Origin of the sequence: Erythrobacter litoralis HTCC2594 (assembly GCF_000013005.1) — a bacterium.
GTDB classification, from domain to species: domain Bacteria; phylum Pseudomonadota; class Alphaproteobacteria; order Sphingomonadales; family Sphingomonadaceae; genus Parerythrobacter; species Parerythrobacter litoralis_A.
Genome location: NC_007722.1, coordinates 2,390,974 through 2,409,706, shown reverse-complemented (window position 1 = coordinate 2,409,706; position 18,733 = coordinate 2,390,974). Strand labels below are relative to the sequence as shown.

General features: G+C 65.5%; 16 protein-coding genes. 7 read left to right on the top strand and 9 right to left on the bottom strand.

From position 1 onward, the window contains the following. Positions 1 to 94: 94 nt before the first annotated feature. Positions 95 to 1,621 carry a helicase HerA-like domain-containing protein gene (locus tag EL2594_RS11745; RefSeq protein WP_011415302.1) on the top strand — a complete coding sequence of 509 codons (1,527 nt, stop codon included), beginning with the start codon at positions 95 to 97 and terminating at the stop codon, positions 1,619 to 1,621. Positions 1,622 to 1,759: 138 nt separating this feature from the next. Here the strand turns inward: EL2594_RS11745 and EL2594_RS11740 are convergent, their stop codons facing one another. From EL2594_RS11740 to EL2594_RS11710, 7 genes are all read right to left on the bottom strand, one after another. Next, positions 1,760 to 2,857 carry a glutathione S-transferase gene (locus EL2594_RS11740; protein ID WP_011415301.1) on the bottom strand — a complete coding sequence of 366 codons (1,098 nt, stop codon included), beginning with the start codon at positions 2,855 to 2,857 and terminating at the stop codon, positions 1,760 to 1,762. Positions 2,858 to 2,909: 52 nt separating this feature from the next. After that, positions 2,910 to 4,382, bottom strand: a complete 1,473-nt coding sequence (locus EL2594_RS11735; RefSeq protein ID WP_011415300.1) for a sensor histidine kinase — start codon at positions 4,380 to 4,382, stop codon at positions 2,910 to 2,912. A gap of 3 nt (positions 4,383 to 4,385) precedes the next feature. Next, positions 4,386 to 5,132 (bottom strand): response regulator, encoded by a 747-nt coding sequence (locus EL2594_RS11730; protein ID WP_011415299.1) that lies wholly within the window; start codon positions 5,130 to 5,132, stop codon positions 4,386 to 4,388. A 19-nt stretch (positions 5,133 to 5,151) separates the two neighbouring features. Continuing rightward, entirely contained in the window at positions 5,152 to 5,688 is a 537-nt protein-coding gene (locus EL2594_RS11725) for an EF-hand domain-containing protein (RefSeq protein ID WP_049762551.1), read from the bottom strand. Between the two features lie 175 nt (positions 5,689 to 5,863). After that, a complete protein-coding gene (locus tag EL2594_RS11720) occupies positions 5,864 to 6,280 on the bottom strand; it encodes a hypothetical protein (RefSeq protein WP_011415297.1) in 417 nt (138 codons plus the stop codon). Positions 6,281 to 6,284: 4 nt separating this feature from the next. Then, positions 6,285 to 6,665: a VOC family protein gene (locus EL2594_RS11715; protein WP_011415296.1), complete on the bottom strand. Its 381-nt coding sequence runs from the start codon at positions 6,663 to 6,665 to the stop codon at positions 6,285 to 6,287. A 97-nt stretch (positions 6,666 to 6,762) separates the two neighbouring features. Beyond that, positions 6,763 to 8,583 (bottom strand): aminopeptidase P family protein, encoded by a 1,821-nt coding sequence (locus EL2594_RS11710; protein ID WP_011415295.1) that lies wholly within the window; start codon positions 8,581 to 8,583, stop codon positions 6,763 to 6,765. A 114-nt stretch (positions 8,584 to 8,697) separates the two neighbouring features. On the opposite strand from EL2594_RS11710, the gene EL2594_RS11705 reads away from it, so the two are divergent. The 4 genes from EL2594_RS11705 to EL2594_RS11690 all read left to right on the top strand — a co-directional run bounded on the left by EL2594_RS11705 (position 8,698) and on the right by EL2594_RS11690 (position 13,252). Beyond that, positions 8,698 to 10,875, top strand: a complete 2,178-nt coding sequence (locus EL2594_RS11705) for a S9 family peptidase (RefSeq protein ID WP_011415294.1) — start codon at positions 8,698 to 8,700, stop codon at positions 10,873 to 10,875. Positions 10,876 to 10,944: 69 nt separating this feature from the next. Continuing rightward, positions 10,945 to 11,568, top strand: coding sequence for an HAD family hydrolase (locus tag EL2594_RS11700; RefSeq protein WP_011415293.1), 624 nt, complete (start codon positions 10,945 to 10,947; stop codon positions 11,566 to 11,568). Further along, entirely contained in the window at positions 11,565 to 11,978 is a 414-nt protein-coding gene (locus EL2594_RS11695; protein ID WP_011415292.1) for an acyl-CoA thioesterase, read from the top strand. The genes EL2594_RS11700 and EL2594_RS11695 overlap by 4 nt, the downstream gene beginning before the upstream one ends. Then, positions 11,975 to 13,252 (top strand): NADH:flavin oxidoreductase/NADH oxidase family protein, encoded by a 1,278-nt coding sequence (locus EL2594_RS11690; RefSeq protein ID WP_011415291.1) that lies wholly within the window; start codon positions 11,975 to 11,977, stop codon positions 13,250 to 13,252. Before EL2594_RS11695 ends, EL2594_RS11690 begins: the two co-directional genes overlap by 4 nt. A gap of 3 nt (positions 13,253 to 13,255) precedes the next feature. Here EL2594_RS11690 and ald read toward each other — a convergent pair whose 3' ends face one another. Next, the gene (gene ald, locus EL2594_RS11685) at positions 13,256 to 14,374 is read right to left on the bottom strand and encodes an alanine dehydrogenase (protein ID WP_011415290.1); all 1,119 of its coding nucleotides are present in this window, start codon (positions 14,372 to 14,374) and stop codon (positions 13,256 to 13,258) included. Positions 14,375 to 14,556: 182 nt separating this feature from the next. On the opposite strand from ald, the gene EL2594_RS11680 reads away from it, so the two are divergent. Together EL2594_RS11680 and EL2594_RS11675 are read left to right on the top strand one after the other, a co-directional pair. Continuing rightward, a complete protein-coding gene (locus EL2594_RS11680; protein WP_233994273.1) occupies positions 14,557 to 15,936 on the top strand; it encodes an OprO/OprP family phosphate-selective porin in 1,380 nt (459 codons plus the stop codon). A gap of 78 nt (positions 15,937 to 16,014) precedes the next feature. Next, positions 16,015 to 17,067: a substrate-binding domain-containing protein gene (locus EL2594_RS11675; protein ID WP_011415288.1), complete on the top strand. Its 1,053-nt coding sequence runs from the start codon at positions 16,015 to 16,017 to the stop codon at positions 17,065 to 17,067. A gap of 80 nt (positions 17,068 to 17,147) precedes the next feature. On the opposite strand, the gene EL2594_RS11670 is transcribed toward EL2594_RS11675, so the two are convergent. Continuing rightward, positions 17,148 to 18,722, bottom strand: coding sequence for a DUF389 domain-containing protein (locus EL2594_RS11670; RefSeq protein WP_011415287.1), 1,575 nt, complete (start codon positions 18,720 to 18,722; stop codon positions 17,148 to 17,150). Between the last annotated feature and the right edge of the window lie 11 nt (positions 18,723 to 18,733).

The window sequence follows — 18,733 nt, the reverse complement described above, 5'->3', positions numbered from 1 at the left end:
AGCGTGATGCGGGAATTGGAACCTCACTTGACCGATAGCTGCTCCTGCCGCCACATCGTCACAACCACACCGGATTGGGGGTACAATCGATTCAATGAACCAGATTTTCCTCGGCCTCGCTGCCAATGGCGAAAACCAGCATCTCGATCTTAGCCGCGCCAACCGCCATGGGCTCATCGCGGGCGCGACCGGCACCGGCAAGACGGTTACGCTCCAGGGGTTGGCGGAAAGCTTCTCCGCCAATGGCGTTCCGGTGTTCGTGGCCGACGTGAAGGGCGATCTTTCCGGCATTGCCATGGCCGGTTCGCCGACTTTCAAGCATGCCGACAAGCTGGAGGAACGCGCCGAGGAACTGGGCATGGCAGACTATGCCTATTCGGACAATCCGGCGATCTTCTGGGACCTTTACGGCGAACAGGGCCATCCGATCCGCACCACGGTGTCCGAAATGGGCCCGTTGCTGCTGAGCCGGTTGCTCGACCTCAACGATACGCAGGAAGGCGTGTTGCAGATCGTCTTTCGCCACGCCGACGACAATGGCCTGTTGCTGCTCGACTTCGGCGACCTGCAATCGGTGCTGGCCTGGGCCTCTGAGAATGCCAAGGAGCTTTCCGGCAAATACGGCAACGTCTCGAAACAATCGGTCGGTGCCATTCAGCGGCAATTGCTGAGCTTCGAGAGTCAGGGCGCGGACCAGTTCTTCGGTGAGCCCGCGCTGGAGATCGACGATTTCCTGCAAGTAGACGATCAGGGCCGCGGCTATATCAATGTGCTGGCTGCCGACAAGCTGATGCGCAGCGCCAAACTCTATGCGACCTTCCTGCTGTGGCTGCTGGCCGAACTGTTCGAAAGCCTGCCCGAAGTCGGCGACCCGGAAAAACCCAAGCTGGTGTTCTTCTTCGATGAAGCGCACCTACTGTTCGACGATGCGCCCAGAGCGCTGGAGGACAAGATCGAACAGGTCGTGCGGCTGATCCGTTCCAAGGGCGTCGGCGTCTATTTCGTGACGCAGAACCCGATCGACATTCCCGAAGATGTCGCCGGCCAACTCGGAAACCGCGTCCAGCATGCGCTGCGCGCCTTCACTCCCCGCGACAAGAAGGCGATCAAGGCGGCCGCGGATACCTTTCGCATCAATCCCGATCTCGATGTCGAGGAAGCGATTACCCAACTGAAGGTGGGCGAGGCGCTGGTCTCGACGCTCGATGAAGACGGCGCCCCCACCGTCGTGCAGCGCACTCTGATCAAGCCGCCGCGCAGCCGGCTGGGGCCGGTTACGGTGAAGGAACGCGCCATCATCCGCTCGATCTCCCCCGTCGAAGGCAAATACGATCAGGCGGTGGATAGTGAAAGCGCCGAAGAAGTGCTTGCGGCCAAGGCCGCCGATGCCGCTGCGACCGCCGAAGAAGTCGAGGCGAAGGGCAAGGAAGAGGTCGCCAAGCGCAGCCGCAAGACGACTTCGATGTGGTCCAGGGCCGGCAAGGCCGCCGCCAGCGCCGCCGCCGGTTCGCTGACCTCGATCGCGGTCGCGACCGTGCTCGGCAAGAAATCGCGCGCCGATCCGCTGCGCACCGGGGCGACGGCCTTCGTGCGGAACATCATCGGCGGCCTGATGCGCTGATCGCGGGTCTTTCGCCCGCTGGCTTGCTGCAAATCGCCCCGTTCTGTGCTTCCGGTGCTCACGTGCCTGACGCACGCTGCGCGCCGGTTCTCGCCCGGCCCGATTTTCGCCGGCGCCTGCGAACGAAATCCTCCGCGATCAGTCGGTGCGGCCCTCGATCGTCAGTTTGTGATCCTCGAAGGCCAGTCGCACCGGCATAGAAAAGTCGAGCAAGGCCTCGCCGCCGACCGAGCGGAGCATGGCGGCGCAGGCTTGCCGTTCCTCGCCACTCAGCGAGGCGAGATAATCCAGCCCGCGCTGGAGCATCCACAGGCTGAAGGGCGTCGCGATGCGCTGGCCGGTCACGCCTTCCATGGTGAAATCCGCCATGCCGACGGCGCGGGGAGGCTCGGCAGCGTCGTTGGCATCGGCCCATTGCCCGAGCATCTCCGCCACCCGCACGAGATAGGGCACCTGCTCCGCCATCATCCGTTGCAGGATCGGCTCCAGCGTCGAAGGGATTGAATCGTCCGGCAGGAATTCGCCCGAACGGGGGGTCTCGACCTCGACCATGCGCCGCACCCATTCGGCGACACGCGGCGCGGTCCGTGCCATGATCTCGCCGCTTGCCGGGTCGCGATAGAGGTGGGCGTAGAGCGGGCCGATCAGGCCGTAATCGCCGATAGAGGGGCGGGTGCCGAACAGGAAGGGATGCTTCGCCAAGTGCGCATCGAAATCGCGCAGGAAGTGCTCGTAGCTCGCTTCGATTGCGGGAATCGTAGCGTCGGTAATGCCCAGAGGTTGGCAGAAACCCTTGAAAGCAGCGCCGCGTTCCTTGCCGATAGCGTATTGCTCCTCGGGCGTGCCGTCAGGGAGCGCAGTCTTGCCGAATTCGCCGTAGACCCACTCTTCGTTGTAGTTCCAGCGATAGTGCATCGCCGGGATCACCAGCCATTCGTCGCCGAAACATTCGAGCAGAAGCGCAGCGAGTCGCTGGCGCGGGGTGGCGGGATAGACCGAGGGTTCCGGCGCCGCCGCTTCGAAATGGTCGATGATCCTGGTGGTGTCCTGCAGGATCGCGCCGTCTTGGGTCTGCACGACGGGGATGACCGGGCGGCCGACATTGGGCAGGATCACATCGCGATAGACGTCGGGGGTCGAGAGCACTTCCTCATAGTCGACGCCTTTCCAGTCGAGATAGGCGCGGGCCTTGCCGGAATAAAGCGAAAGCGGCGCGGCGTAGAGGATGTGCGGCAAAAGATAGACTCCCGGAGCTGTTGCACAGCCCTAGCGCGCCATCGGCACGCTGTCAGGCAGCGGGCAGCCTGATTTCGGCGCGCAGACCGGTTTCGTTACTTGCCACATCGCGATTGGCCAGCACCAGCTCGCCGCCATGCTGCTCGGCGATGGCGCGGGCGAGGGTGAGGCCGAGCCCGGCGCCGCCGGTGGCGCGGTTGCGGCTGGCTTCGCCGCGCTGGAAGGGTTCGAGCATGGCGTCGATTCGGCCGGCGGGAATGCCGGGGCCGCTGTCGTCGACGCGTAGGATGATCGTGCCGCCATCGCGCAGCAGAGAAACCTCGACGGTGCCGGCATAGCGCACGGCGTTGGCGATAAGGTTGCGCAGCGCGCGGCGCAGCCAGGTGACATGGACCGGATGGGCGATCCGCTCGCTGGCGACGAGCGTGACCGGCTGGCCCATGTCCTCGAATTCCTCGACCACCGCTTCGACCAGGGCGCCGAGCTGGGCCTGTTCGGCCTGCTGGCCGGCGCGACCGATGCGGGCGAGCGAGAGGATATCGTCGAGCGACTGGGTGAGGTCCTCGATGCTCGCGGCCATCCTGGCGCGCTGGGTCTCGTCTTCGACCGATTCGATCCGCACGCGCAGGGCAGCAAGCGGGGTCTTGAGATCGTGGCCGATCGCGCCGAGCATGACGTCCTTCTCGTCGAGCATGGCGACGATCCGCGCCTCCATCGCGTTATGGGCTGCGATCAGCGCGCTGATATCCTGCGGCCCGGCCGGCGCCAGTGGGGAAGAGGCATCCTGCGTGCGCGTGAATTCGCTCGTGCGGCGGGTCAGGGCGGCGAGTGGATGCGTGATGCGCCGCAAAAGGAGGTACAGGACACCGACCAGTACCGCGTAGATGACCAGCGTCTGTGCGACGATGCCGCCGACGACGCGCGGCTCGCGCTCGGGCACCGGCACGCGGGCGATCCGCCACGGACCGCCTTCTTCCAGCTGGATGCCGGCGACCAGCAGCTGCCTGTCGGCCCAGCCCGGGCGCGCGGCGAAGCGTGGATTGCGCTGCGCGCGTCGCTGCAACACCGGATCGCTGCCGGACCGGCGCAGGGTAAGCTGGACGGCGACGGGCCTGATGCCCTGGCCCGCCAAGGTATCGGTCAGGCGCTCGGCGGTGTCTTCGAGATTGGTTTCGCCGGGCAGGAGCGGAGGCGAATCGCTGGTGCGCGTGCGGAAACGACCCCCGCGACGCGGACGGAACGACGACCCGGGATCGGCGCGATCCCCTGCGCGATCCCCTGCGCGATCCCCTGCGCGATCCCCTGTGCGATCGAAGCGCCTGCCTTCGAAGCCGCGGCGGATCCGGTTGGCGCGCGTATCGGGATCGACCAGCAGGCTGAAGGCGGCGGCATTGACCAATGCGGTTTCGCGGCGGTTCTCCGCCGCCTGGTAAAGGAGCACGGCGGAAATCGCCTGCGCGACCAGCAGCGCCAGCGCGACCGCCAGCAATGTCTGGCCGAGCAGGCTCCTGGGCCACAGCCGCATGGCTCAGCCCCCCGCCTGCGCGACGCGCGCGACGTCTGCGGCGAAGCGATAGCCGCCCCCACGCACGGTCTGGATGAAATGCGGATTGCGGCTGTCGGCTTCGATCTTGCGGCGCAGGCGGCTGACCTGGTTGTCGACCGCACGGTCGAAGAGGTGCGCCTCGCGGCCCTGCACAAGGTCGAGCAGGCGATCGCGATCGAGCACTTTCTTCGGATGATCGAGGAAGGCGCGCAGCATGCGGAATTCGGCGGTCGAGATCGCCACCAGCGCCCCGTCCGGGTCGGTCAGGCGACGCTTGAGCGGATCGAGCTGCCAGCCTTCGAAGACATAGAAAGCGTCCTCCGCATCGACCGCGGGCGCGCGCCCGGCCCGGCGCAGGACCGAGCGGATCCGCGCGACCAGTTCGCGTGGCTCGAATGGTTTGGTCACGTAATCGTCGGCGCCGATCTCCAGCCCGATAATGCGGTCGGTCGTTTCGCCCCTGGCGGTCAGCAGGATCACGGGCAGGTCGCGCGTCTCGATCAGGTGGCGGGTGAGCGACAGGCCGTCCTCGCCCGGCATCATGATGTCGACCAGCGCGATATCCGGGCGTTCGTTGAGCAGGACAGAGCGCGCGCCCGCCGCGCTGTCGGCCTCGGAAATGCGAAACCCCTGGCCGGCAAGATACTCGGCCAGGGGTTCGCGCAGGCTGGGCTCGTCATCGACCAGCAGGATGTGCACCGGGGCGGATGTCGCGTCGTTTCCCGTCATTCGCCCCGGCTCCGCGTTCTTACTGGCCGCGACGCTGGGCGCGCATGGCCTGCCGCGCGGCGCGGCGTTCGTCGCGGGTGATCGTGCCGTCGCCGTCGGCGTCGACGCGGTCGAAGCGGGCGAGCGCGGCGGCCTGCGCTTCGGCCTGGGTGATCTGGCCGTCGTTATTGGTATCGGCAGCCTTGAGCATCATGCCGCGATGATGGCCGCGACCGCCGCGGCGGCCCATGCGTTCGCCGCCCCGGCGCTCGGCGCGCGCTTCACGGCGTTCCTTGCGCTGCTCGCGCATCTGTTCGTGCGCGGTAGTGAATTCGGCCTGGCTCAGCATGCCGTCGCCATTGGCGTCCATTTTCGCAAAACGCTGCTCGAGCCGCGCGGCGCGGTCGGCTTCGTCGATGACGCCGTCCTGGTTGGCGTCCATGCGCTCGAACATCTTGGTGGTGCGTTCGGCCACCGCGTCGCGGGTCATCGGGCCGCGTTCGCCGGCCGGTTGGGCAATGGCGGCACCGCCTGCAAGCAGGGCGCCACCGGCGAGGATCAGGGGAAGTTTCTTCATCATCTGTGCTCCGTTAATCGAAATCGACGGAGCTGCGAAGCGGGCATCGGGGGAGGGGGAGAAGCCGTATCGACCCGCCTCGCAACTCACGATGCCTGTTCTAGGGCGTGCGTGTCGCAGCACTATGCCCGTTCGGAGCGAAAGTGTCGCGAATTGTATCAGGCGAGGGCGTTCATTAATCCACGGGAAAGTCTGAACGCGGGCGATGCTCGGTGCCTTCGCCGGCGGTGATGAAAATCGCGGTGGCCGCCTCCTCCACGTCGGCGATGTGCCATACGCCCGGCGCGTTGACGGCATAGTCGCCTGCGCCGAGTGCCACCTGTTCGCGGCGGCCGTCGGGAAGTTCCTGCGTCAGCAGCATCGAGCCGTGCGTGCAGATCACCACTTCGTGGCCGAGCGGGTGCATCTCCCAGCTCGGCCAGCCTTCGGTGAAGGTGTGCTGCGAGACCAGCCGCCCTTCGCGCCCGTCGTCGCCGTGCCGCGCGCCATAGGCCTCGTACCATTCAATCCCTTCGAACGGCGGCTGGGGCACGGCCGTCGCGCCGAGCCCCAGGTGGATGAAGCTGTCGGCGAGTTTTTTCGGCCCGGCCATAGCGCTACCCGCCCTGCGTCATGCAGAAGGCATTGAGCTTGTTGCCTTGCGGATCGCGGAAATAGGCGGCGTAGAAACCGTCATCGCCGCGCGGGCCGGGCTCGCCTTCGTCGCTGCCGCCATGGCTGAGCGCGATGTCGTAGATTTCCTTGACCTTGTCAGGTCCGGCAACCTGCAGCGCCACCATCGTGCCGTTGCCGACCGTCGCTTCCTTGCCATCGAACGGCTTGGTCAGCGCCACGCCCGGCGCGCCGCCCATTTCGCCCCAGGCGATGAAGCTGTCGAATTCCATCATCCGCCCGACGCCCATCGCCTTGGCAATGGCGTCGTAGAAGGGCGCGTGCTTGGCGAGGTCGTTGGTGCCCAGTGTAACGTAGCCGATCATGTCCTGTCCTCCTCTGTTCCGACTCGCGACGGCGACTCGGCCGGCGAGAACATTAGTGGAACATCGATCGACTCACAAGACCGCAGGGAACGGCGTGTCAGAGCGGCTCGGTCTGCTCCATCAGCCAGTCGAGCACCTCGCCTTCGAGTCGCGGCGCGAGCAAGGCGCGGGTATCGGCGTGGTACCGGTTCAGCCACGAACGCTCGTTCTCGCTCAGCAAGGCCGGTTCGATCAGCGTGCGATCGATCGGCACCCAGGTCAGGTTCTCGAAGCCGAACCAGGTGCCTTCGTCGGCGCCGTCGATGTGCCGTTCCTCGGTCAGCACCAGGTTCTCGATCCGGATGCCGAATTCGCCAGCCTTGTAATAGCCGGGCTCGTTGGAGAGGATCATGCCGGCCTTGAGCGGCTCCAGCGTACCGGCCTGCGCACCATTGACCTTGCCGATCCGCTGCGGACCCTCGTGGACCGACAGGAAGCTGCCGACGCCGTGCCCGGTGCCGTGGGCGAAGTCGGTTCCCGCCTGCCATAGTGCGTGGCGCGCGAGCGTATCGAGCTGGCCGCCGCAGGTCCCCTCGGGGAAGATCGCCTGCGCGATGGCGATGTGGCCCTTGAGCACGCGGGTGAAGCGATCCTTCATCTCCGCGGTCGGCTGCGCCTGGCCATCGGGCGTGCCGATCCAGACGGTGCGGGTGATGTCGGTCGTGCCGCAGGGGTATTGCCCGCCCGAATCGCACAGATAGATGCTGCCCGGCGGGATCGGGATGTTGCTGTCCTCGTCCACCTTATAGTGTGGCAGCGCGGCGTGGCCGGATGCGGCCGAAATGGTGTCGAAGCTGGTATCGCGCAGGTCGCCGTAGTGCCGGCGGAATTCGAGCAGCTTGGCCGCCGCGGTCAGTTCGTCGATCCCGCCCTTGGGCGCTTCGACGCTCAGCCAGTGGAGATATTTGCACACCGCCACCCCGTCGAGCGCCTGCGCCTCGCGGTGGCCCTGCGCTTCGACGCCGTTCTTCACCGCCTTGGCGAGGATCGTCGGATCGCGCTCGCTGACCGGGGTCGCGCCGCCTTCTTCGAGCGCCAGCGAAATCGCCGCGACGCCGTAATCGGGATCGACCGCCACGCGCTTGCCCGACAGGCTCTTGAGCGCCGGTTCGAAGTCCATCCGGTCACGGATCGTCACCGCATTGCCGAGATGCTGGCGGAGCTCGGGCGTGACCTTCTCCTCGGCGATGAACAGCTCCGCCGTGCCGTCCTCATGCGCGATCACATAGGACAGCGCGACCGGCGTATGGGTCACGTCCTTACCGCGGATGTTGAGCAGCCAGGCGACCGAATCGAGCGCGGAGATGACCGCCGCGTCGAGCTTCTTGTCTTTCAGCCACTGCGCCACTTCGCCGCGCTTGTCGGCATGGCCGCGCCCGGCCAGTGCTTCTTCCTGGATCGTCGCCACGGCGGCGGAGGGCTCGGGCCGGTCCTGCCACACGGCGTCGATGGGATTGCCGCTCACCGGGACCAGTTCCGCGCCGACATCGGCCAGCGCTTTGCCTGCCGCCTTCGCCCAGCCGCGTGAATGCAGCCACGGATCGAAGCCGACCTTTGCGCCTTCGCCGGCATTCTCGGCCAGCCACTTCGCCGGGCTGGTGGCGGGGACCGACTGGTAGGCGAACAGCCGCTCGTCGACCTGGTCGCGCACCTGCACGGTGTAGCGCCCGTCGACGAAGATCGCCGCCGTGTCGAGCGTAACCGCCGCGCTCCCGGCCGAACCGCCGAAGCCGGTCAGCCAGGCGAGCCGCTGGGCATAATCGCCGACATATTCGCTCATATGCTCGTCGCTGATCGGAATCACGAATCCGTCGAGCCCGCGTTTCTTCAGTTCCTCGCGCAGGGCGGCAAGGCGGGCTTCATGGGTTTGCATCAGCATTTCATCGATCCTCGGGTAATCGGTTGTGCGCTCTTGTGCGCGTCATGTCTCTATCATAGGCCTTGCGAGTGAGGCTTTCCAGCCGACCTTTCGGACATCACGGAACCACAAGCCATGAAACCAGCACTGACTGCCGCACTCGCCACTGCAGCCTGCCTGATCGCAAGCCCGACGCTGGCGCAGCCCGCGGCCAGCCAAGAGGAAACCACCAGCGTGAGCAAAGCGGCACCCACCGCCCGTCCCGTCGCCGAGAAGCGCGACCATTCCTACACCCATCACGGGATCACCATCGAAGACCCGTATTTCTGGCTCAAGGACCAATCCTACCCGACCATCGATGACGAGGACATTCTCGACTATGTGAAGGCCGAGAATGCGTGGTTCGAAGCGCGCATGGCCTCGCAGAAGGACTTCACCGAGAAGCTCTTCGAAGAGATGAAGGGCCGCATCAAGGAAGACGACAGCACCGTCCCGCAAAAGGATGGCGCCTGGCTCTACTGGTCCGAATTCGAAGAGGGCGCGCAATATCGCAAGCACTACCGCAGGCCGGTCGCGGGCGGCGATGCGGTGCTGATCCTCGACGAGAACGCGCTGGCCGAGGGTCAGGAATATTTCCGCCTCGGCGCTGCCTCGGTCAGCCATAACGGGCGCTATCTCGCCTACTCGACCGACACCAACGGGTCCGAGCGCTACACCGCGCGGATCAAGGATTTGCAGACCGGCGAGTTGCTGCCGGACGAGCTCACCAACCTGCGCGGCGGGCTGACCTGGGTGATGGGCGACACGGCGCTGGTCTATGGCCCCTCGACCGAGGAATGGCGCACGCTGGAAGCCAAGCTGCACGTGCTTGGCACGCCCAACGAAAGCGATGTCACGCTGTACGAGGAAGAGGACCAGAGTTTCAGCGTGAACGCCGGCCTGTCGGCGCAGGAAGACTGGCTGATCATCTCGACCGGCGACAACGAGACGAGCGAAGTGCGGCTGGTCCGCGCCGACGATCCGACCGGCGAGCAGATCCTGATCAAGCCGCGGCAGAAGGGCCGCGAATATTCGGTCGATGTCCGCACCGACGAAGCCGGCGACACCACGATCTTCGTCTGGACCAACGACGATCACATCAATTTCCGCCTCGCCAAGGCACCGCTCGGCGCGCCGGGCGAATGGGAAACCGTGATCGCGGGATCGGACGAATTCTACCTGACAGATTTCGAGCTCTACAAGGATTTCTTCGTCACCGAAGGGCGTCTCGACGGTCTGGACCAGATCCAGCTGCGCACCTACGATGCGCCGCTCGATGCCAAGCCCATCGCCTTCCCCGAGGCGAGCTACAATGCGGGCCTTTCCAACAATCCCGAATACGATGTCGGCAAGCTGCGCCTTGCCTATGAAAGCATGGTCACACCGGATTCGGTCTATGACTACGATGTCGCCAGCGGCGCGCTCGAACTGCTCAAGCAGCAGGAAATCCCGAGCGGCTACGATGCTTCGCTCTACACCACCGAACGCGTCAGCGTGCAGGCGCGCGACGGGACGATGATCCCGGTCAGCGTGGTCTATCGCAAGGACAGGCCACAAGGCGGCCCGCTGCATCTCTATGCCTATGGCGCCTATGGCTATGCCGTGCCGCCGGGCTTCTCGACCACGCGCCTCAGCCTCATCGATCGCGGCTTCGCCTATGCCATTGCGCATATCCGTGGCGGCGACGATCTCGGGCGGCGCTGGTATCTGCAGGGCAAGCTGTTCGAGCGCGCCAATACTTTCAACGATTTCGTCGATGCCGGGCGCGGGCTGATCGATATGGGCTACACCGCCGAAGGCAAGATCACCGCCAGCGGCGGCTCGGCGGGCGGCGAGCTGATGGGTGCGATCATCAACCAGGACCCGGCGCAATATGGCGCGGTCGTCGCGCATGTGCCTTTCGTCGACGTGCTCAACACCATGCTCGACAAGGACCTGCCACTGACGCCCGGCGAATGGCAGGAATGGGGCAACCCGATCGAGGACAAGGCGGCCTTCGCGTACATCCTCAGCTATTCGCCCTACGACCAGGTCAAGGCGCAGGACTATCCGCCGATGCTGGTGACCGCCGGTCTCAACGATCCGCGCGTGACCTATTGGGAGCCCGCGAAATGGGTCGCCAAGCTGCGCGATGTGAAGACCGACGATAACGAACTGCTGCTCAAAACCAATATGGGCGCGGGCCACGGCGGCAAGTCGGGCCGCTGGAGCGCCGTCTATGAAGTGGCGGAGGAATACGCCTTCATCCTGTGGCAGATGGGCTTGGCCGAGTGATTGGCCTCACGCAGCGAAGCGGTAGGCCGGCAGCACTTCCTCGAGCAGCGCAGCGATAGGTCAATAAGTATGCCGATCAGGAACGTCGTCTTCGACATCGGCAATGTCGTGGTACCGTGGGACCCGAAAGGCATCGCGCGGCGGGCGCTGGGGGACGAGCGCGTCGATGCGCCGGGATTTGCGCACCCGTTCGCGGGCAGCGATGTCTGGTTGGCGGTCAATCGCGGCGAGCACTCGCTGGCTGAGGCCAAGCCGCTGTTCGTCGAGCAGCATGACCTGGCTTCGGAAGAGATCGATGCGCTCTACCAGGAACTGATGGAAAGCATGGTGCTGCTCGACGGCACCGTCCCGCTGATGCGCGAACTGAAGGCGGCGGGCCTGCGCCTGTTCGCCATTACCGACAATGTCCATGAAATCGTCGCCTATCTAAAGGATCGCCACGATTTCTGGACGATGTTCGAACATGCAGCCGTGTCGGCGGAGCTGGGCGTGCTGAAACCCGATGCGCGCATGTATCGCCATATTATCGAAGAGGGCGCGCTGGAGCCCGGCGAATGCCTGTTCTTCGACGACGTACCGCGCAACGTCGAAGGTGCGGAGGCCGTCGGCATGCTAGGGCGTGTCTTCACAGACGCGGCGCGGGCGCGGGCCGATTTGCGCGATCTGGGCGTAAGGCTGGCCGCCGCGGCATGAGCGAGCCGTTCCGCAAGACCTTCACCGCGCAGGCCGCGCACATCGACGTGATGGGCCACGTCAACAACGCCGTATGGGTACAATGGGTGCAAGACATGGCGACCGCCCATTGGGATGGGGTGGCTGCACACGACCATGCGCGCGACGTCGTCTGGCTCGTGGTGCGGCACGAGATCGATTATCGCGGCAATATTGCCGAGGGCGAGAGCGTGTCCGGCACGACCTGGATCCCGGGCGCACCGCGCGGCGCGACGTCGCTTCGCCGGGTCGACTTTGCCGATGCCACGGGCAAGGTCATCGTCTCGGCGGCGACGACCTGGGCCATGCTCGACCGCGAAACGCAGCGTCTGGTGCGCGTCCGGCCCGACGTGATAGCGCCGTTCAGGACGGATCAGGGGAAAAACGCATGACCACTTCGCCGCTTTTCGAACCACTCACCCTGCCCAATGGCACGACACTGAAAAACCGGCTGTGCAAAGCGGCGATGGAGGAGAACCTCGCTGTCCAGCCCGGGCAGTATCCGGGCGAAAAGCTGTTTACGCTCTACGAACGCTGGGCGCGTGGCGGGGTCGGGCTGATCCTGTCGGGCAATGTCATGGTCGATCCTGGCGCGCTGACCGGGCCGGGCGCGGTGATCCTGGAGAAAGGCACCGACCTCACCCCGTTCAAGAACTGGGCGCAGATCGGCAAATCGGGCGGCGGGCAGTTCTGGCTGCAGATCAGCCATCCGGGGCGGCAACTCTACAAAAGCATGGGCGAAACGGCGGTGTCTCCGTCGGACGTCGCGCTCGATCTCGGCAAGTTTTCCTCGCTCTTCGCCGAGGTGCGCGCGCTCGAGGCATCGGAAATCGAGACAATCATCACCCGCTTCGCCGACACCGCCGAGCAGGCGCAGGAAGCGGGCTTCGACGGCGTGCAGATTCACGGTGCGCATGGCTATCTCGTCAGCCAGTTCCTGTCGCCGCTGACCAACAGGCGGAGCGACGAGTGGGGCGGAAGCCTGGAGAACCGCGCGCGCTTCCTCCTCAGGATCGTCGAGGCCTGCCGCGCGCGGGTGAAGCCTGAATTCGGTATCGGGGTGAAGCTCAACTCGGCCGATTTCCAGCGCGGAGGCTTCGCCTTCGAGGACGCGCGGCAAGTGGTCGAATGGCTGAATGGCAAGGACGTCGATTTCGTGGAGCTATCGGGCGGCAGTTACGAGAGCCCGGCCATGCAGGGCAATCCGCAGGAGGAAGGCGACGCGCCCAAATCCTCCACCGAAGCGCGCGAGGCCTATTTCATCGACTTCGCCCGCGACATCGCCAGGGTCGCCGAGATGCCGATCATGGTGACGGGCGGCATCACGAAGCTGGCGACCGCCGAGGCCGCGCTGGCCCACGACGCGCACGGCTTCGGCGTCGAACTGCTCGGCCTGGCGCGGGCCATGGCGAGCGACCCCTTCCTGCCGCGCCATTGGCAAGTCGGCGAGAATACGGACGTCGCGCTGCCCGAGGTCGGTTGGAAAAACCGCTCGCTGTCCGGTCTCGCCACGATGGGTCTGACCAAGGCGCAGATCGAGCGGATGGCGAAGGGCAAGAACCCCGGCGACGGCGGTTCCCCCGCGCTGGCGCTGGCGGCGGACCAATACCGCGCCGCGCGCCGGGCCAAACGCTATCGCAAGTGGCGGGCGGCAAACGCCGCCTGATCGCTAGTCGGCGAGCACCTCGGCCGTGCTGCGATAGTCGTAGCCCAGTTCTTCCGCCACCGCCTCGTAGGTCACATGGCCGGCGTGGACGTTGAGCCCTTCGGCCAGGTGCGGATTGGCGCGCATCGCTTCCTTCCAGCCGTGCTTGGCCATCTGCAGCGCGTGCGGCAGCGTCACGTTGTTGAGCGCATAGGTGCTGGTGCGCGCGACCGCGCCGGGCATGTTGGCGACGCAATAATGGACGATATCGTCGACCACGTAAGTCGGGTCGTCATGCGTCGTCGGCTTGCTGGTCTCGAAGCAGCCGCCCTGGTCGATCGCCACGTCGACCAGCACCGCGCCCGGCTTCATCCGCTTGAGCAGGTCTCGGGTCACGAGCTTGGGAGCGGCGGCGCCCGGGATCAGCACCGCGCCGATCACGAGGTCGGCCTGGCACACCGCGTCTTCGAGGTTGGTCTTGTTGGAAAAGCGCGTGCTGGCGCGGGCTTCGAAGAAGGTGCCGACCTTTTCCAGCACTTCGGGATCGCGGTCGAGGATCTCGACGTCGCCGCCGAGGCCCACCGCCATCTGCGCCGCGTTGAAGCCGACCACGCCGCCGCCGATCACCACGACCTTGCCCGGCAGAACGCCCGGCACCCCGCCGATCAGCACGCCGCGCCCGCCATGCGCCTTCTCCAGCGCCGACGCGCCTGCCTGGATGCTCATGCGCCCCGCCACCTGGCTCATGGGTTTGAGCAGCGGCAGCGAGCCGCGCGGACCGGTGACGGTTTCGTAGGCGATCGCAGTCACGCCCGACTTGACTAGGTCCTCGGTCTGTTCCGGGTCGGGGGCCAGGTGCAGATAGGTATAGAGGATCTGGTCGGGCCGCAACTTGGCACGCTCGACCGCTTGCGGTTCCTTGACCTTCACCACCATCTCGCATTCGGCGAAGATCGGGTCCGGCCCGTCGACGATCGTGGCACCGGCGGCGCGGTATTCCTCGTCGGTCGCACCGATGCCGAGCCCGGCGCCGCTTTCGATCCACACGTCGTGGCCGCGCCCGGCCAGCTCGCGCGCGCTCTCCGGCGTCAGGCCGACGCGATATTCGTGGTTCTTGATTTCCGTAGGGCAACCGATGCGCATTGTGGGGAGACTCCTCAAACTGCCGCGCTCGTTACAAGTGTAACCAGTTTGCCGCAACCATTCGCGATGCGCCCGAAAGCTGGTGATTGTAACACGATTGCAATCTCGCCGTAGCCGACCGGACATATTCGCAACCTAACGGCCACTGTGTTGTCACGAATGCAATCGGAAGGTCATACCCCGTGAACAGGATCCTCATGTGCGGCGCGTCGATCGCAGCGATCTGCACATCCACCCCGGCGCTGGCGCAGGATGTCGATGCCGCTGCCGTGCTCGAAGAACTCGCCGCGATGCGTGCCGAAATGGCGGCCATGGCGAACCGGATAGAAAGCCTCGAAAGCGAGCTCGAAACCGCGCAGCAGGTCGCAGCCCAAGCCAATGCAGCCGCCGCTGCCGCCAGCGAATCGGCAGCCGCTGCCAGCGAAAGCGCCGCAGCCGCCGGCGATACCCAGATCGCTTTCAAGGGCGCGCCCGAAATCAAGGGAGAAAGCGGCTGGAGCTTCAAGCCGCGCGGGCGCCTGCAATACGATGCGGGCTTCGTCAGCTCACCCGATTCGACCGGGCGGCCCGACGGTTTCGGCAATGAAGTGCGCCGCGCCCGCCTCGGCGTGCAGGGCGATATGCCGGGCGGCTTCGGCTACAAGTTCGAGCTCGATTTCGACGGCACCGATGTTGCCATCACCGACGGCTTCCTGAGCTACGCGACCGGCGATGTCGAATTCGTCATCGGCCAGCACAACAATTTCCAGGGGCTCGAGGAGCTGACCAGCAGCCTCTCGATCAGCCACATGGAGCGCGCCGCCTTCACCGACGCTTTCGGTTTCGAACGCCGGGTCGGCGCCTCGGCCACCTATGCGAACGATGCGGTACTGGTGCAGGGCGGGCTGTTCACCGATGCCGTGGACGACCTGTCCAACAAGAACTGGGGCGTGGACGGCCGCGTGGTCTATTTCCCCAAGCTGGGCGAGACGCAGCTGCATTTCGGCGGCTCGGTCCATTACACCGATCTCGAAAGCGGCATGACGGTCCGCTATCGCCAGCGGCCCGCGGTACACTTCACGAGCGAGCGCTTCATCAACACAGGCAACCTCGGTGCCAGCAGCGAGTTCGGCTTCGGCGGCGAAGTCGCCATCGTACACGGGCCGTTCCACGCCACCGGCGAAGCCTTCTGGCAAAACGTCGACCGACCCGGCGCGCTGACCGATCCGACCTTCTTCGGCGGCTATGTCGAAGTCGGCCTATTCCTGACCGAAGGCGACAGCCGCGGCTACAAAGGCGGCAAGTTCGACCGGATCAAGCCCGGCAGCCCGGTCGGCGAAGGCGGTGCCGGCGCGGTGCAGGTCAACGTGCGCTACGACAGGCTCGACCTGAACGACGGCGGCATCATCGGCGGGACGCAGGACGCGTTTCTCGCTTCGCTGATCTGGTCGCCGACCGACTGGACGCGCTTCATGCTCGGCTATGCGCATCTGAAATACGAAGACGCCGTCCACCCTACCGCGGGCGGCGATACCTCCTATTCCGTCGATTCTCTGGGCGTTCGCGCGCAAATCGATTTTTAGGCCGACACTTGCTGTAATCGACCTGTCATGCGGGAAACCTAAATGCCGCAGGCAGTCAGAACCCAAGGACTATTTGCAATGAAAATGATCAAGAATATCGCTCTGGTCGCCACCGCCAGCCTCGCGCTGGCCGCGTGCGGCGACACCGGTTCGTCCAGCGGCACGCGCGATTCGATCCGCGCGGTCGGCTCGTCGACGGTCTATCCCTTCGCCAAGCTGGTGGCCGAGAACTTCGCCCGCAACCATCCGGAGTTCGGCTCGCCGCTGATCGAATCGACCGGCACCGGCGGCGGCGTCGCATTGTTCTGCAGCGGTGTAGGTCCTTCGACCCCGGACATGGCCAATGCCTCGCGCCGGATGAAGGACAGCGAATTCGACACCTGCCAGGAAAACGGTGTCACCGACATCATCGAACTGCAGGTCGGCCTCGACGGAATCGCCTTCGCCAGCGCGCAGGGCGGTATCGACATGAATCTGACGCCCGACATCGTCTACCGCGCCATCGCCGCCAATCCGTATGGCAAGGAGCAGACCAACGAGACCTGGTCGGATGTCGATCCCTCGCTGCCGGACCTGCCGATCCTCGTCTACGGCCCGCCGTCGACCTCGGGCACGCGCGACGCGCTCAAGGAGCTGGTCCTGGAGGCGGCCTGTAAGGAAAATGCCGAGATGGAAGCGCTCAAGGAGAGCGACGAAGACGCCTACGATCGCACCTGCACCGAAGTCCGTTCGGACGGCAAATATGTCGACCAGGGCGAGCAGGACAATCTTATCGTGCAGAAGATCCAGGGCAACCCGAACGCCGTCGGCATCTTCGGCTATTCCTATCTCGAAGAGAATGCGGACAAGGTGCAGGGCCTCAGCATGAACGGCGTCGAGCCGACGTATGAAAATATCGCTTCGTTCGCCTATCCGGGCGCGCGTCCGCTGTATGTTTACGTCAAGAAAGCGCATGTCGATGCGATCCCGGGCCTCGCCGAGTATCTCGAGCAGTGGACGACGATGTGGGACAAGGGCGGCCCGCTCGCCAGCATCGGCCTCGTCGCTACGCCCGAGGACGAGCGTGCGCTCAACCTCCAGAAGGCGACGCAGCTGACGCCGACGCTGACAAAGGGCGATCTGACCAAGTAAAGCGGTCGATACCGCGCGGTCGGCAAGGCTGTCGGTCCGAAAGCAAGGGGGCCTGCGCCACAACGGCGCGGGCCCTTTTTCTATTGCGCGCTGCCGTTGGCCCAGCCGGTGACGATCCGGTCGCGGGGGCCATCGTCGCGTGTGCGGACCTCGATTCCCGCTTCGCGCAATTGCTGCGCCGCGTTCTGGAGCGCCTCGCCGCGACCGGTGAGCGTGAGCGGCAGCCGCGTCCGGCTGGCGGCCCACCGGACCAGGCCCAGCGTGTCGGTCCCTGTCTCACCCAGAGCGCCATCCTCCAGCGGGATATCGGGCAGCGGCGCGACCGGCGGGCGCAGGCGGACATCCCATCCTTCCATGTCGGCAGCCGCGCGGCGTTCGAGCGCGCGATAGCCTTCCCAGCCGAGGCCCGGCAGGCTGCGGGCATCGGCCAGCGCCCGCCGGTTGTCGCGGTCGAGCGTCACTTCCTCGATCGGCACGCCGGCGACCAGCGCCAGACGTTCGGCGAGATTCCGGATCCGCTCGGCACTGGCGCGGGCCTGCTCTTCCGCCCGTGCCTGTTCGAGCTGCGCCTGTTCGGCCGCACCCGGATCGGTACCCACGCGGAACTGGTCGATCTCGATGGCGACGGGCCGGTCGAGGATCCGCTCGAGCCTGCGCGCCACTTCGCTCTCGGCACTGCGCTCGAACTCGGGCGTGAAGACGGAGGTCTCGATCCGCATCGGGTCGGAATCGAAGGCGATTTCGAGCTGGTTGATGCGGGCGTTCTCGACGAATGCCTCTTCGATGACGGCCTTGATCTGGTTGGTGGCACGCGCTTCCCAGGTGATGGTCTGCAAGCTGAGGCCGAGCGGAATCGCCAGCGCAATGAAGGCCACCAGCATGCCGACGTCCTGCACCCGGGTCTGTTTCTGCGACAGGCGGGTCTGGAACCCGTAGAACCGCGCCATCAGCGCGGCGGTCAGCATGATGGTCACGAGGTTGGTGACGAACAGCATCAGCGAGCCGCCGAATACGGTCCAGTTGAAGGTGGCGAGGCCGAACCCCACCACCGCCAGCGGCGGCATCAGCGCGGTCGCGATGGCCACGCCCACAATCGTGCCCATCTTGCCGCGGATCACCGCATAGGCTCCGGCCAGTGCGGAAAACAGCGCGACGAGCAGGTCGAACAGATTGGGCCGCGTGCGCGCGGCGATCTCGGTGGTGACGGTCTGCAAAGGCGAAATGAAAACAATTGCCGCGCAGAACAGGATCGCAATCACGGAACCGTAAAGCAGGGCGCGCGAACAGCGCCTAAGCCAGTCGAAATCGCCGGTCGCCAGCGCGAAGCCCGCGCCGATGATCGGGCTCATCAGCGGCGAAAGCAGCATCGCGCCGATCACGACTGCCGGGCTCGACAGCAGCAGGCCCAGCACGGCGATGCCGGCCGACATGCAGATCATGAAGACATAGCGCGGCGTATAGAGCGATTCGCTGCGCGTGCCCTCCAGCACTTCGTTCTGGTCGACATCGTCGATGACCGCCTCGCGCCACCACTTGCGGAGGTTGGCGAGCGCGCGGAGCAGCGTGAAGCTGGTCGTTCTGCCCTTGGGCCTGGTCACCTCCGCATCGGCGGAGGACGACGGTTCGGGCGAGGGTGTTGTATGGGTCTGTTCCATGTCAGGAGCGC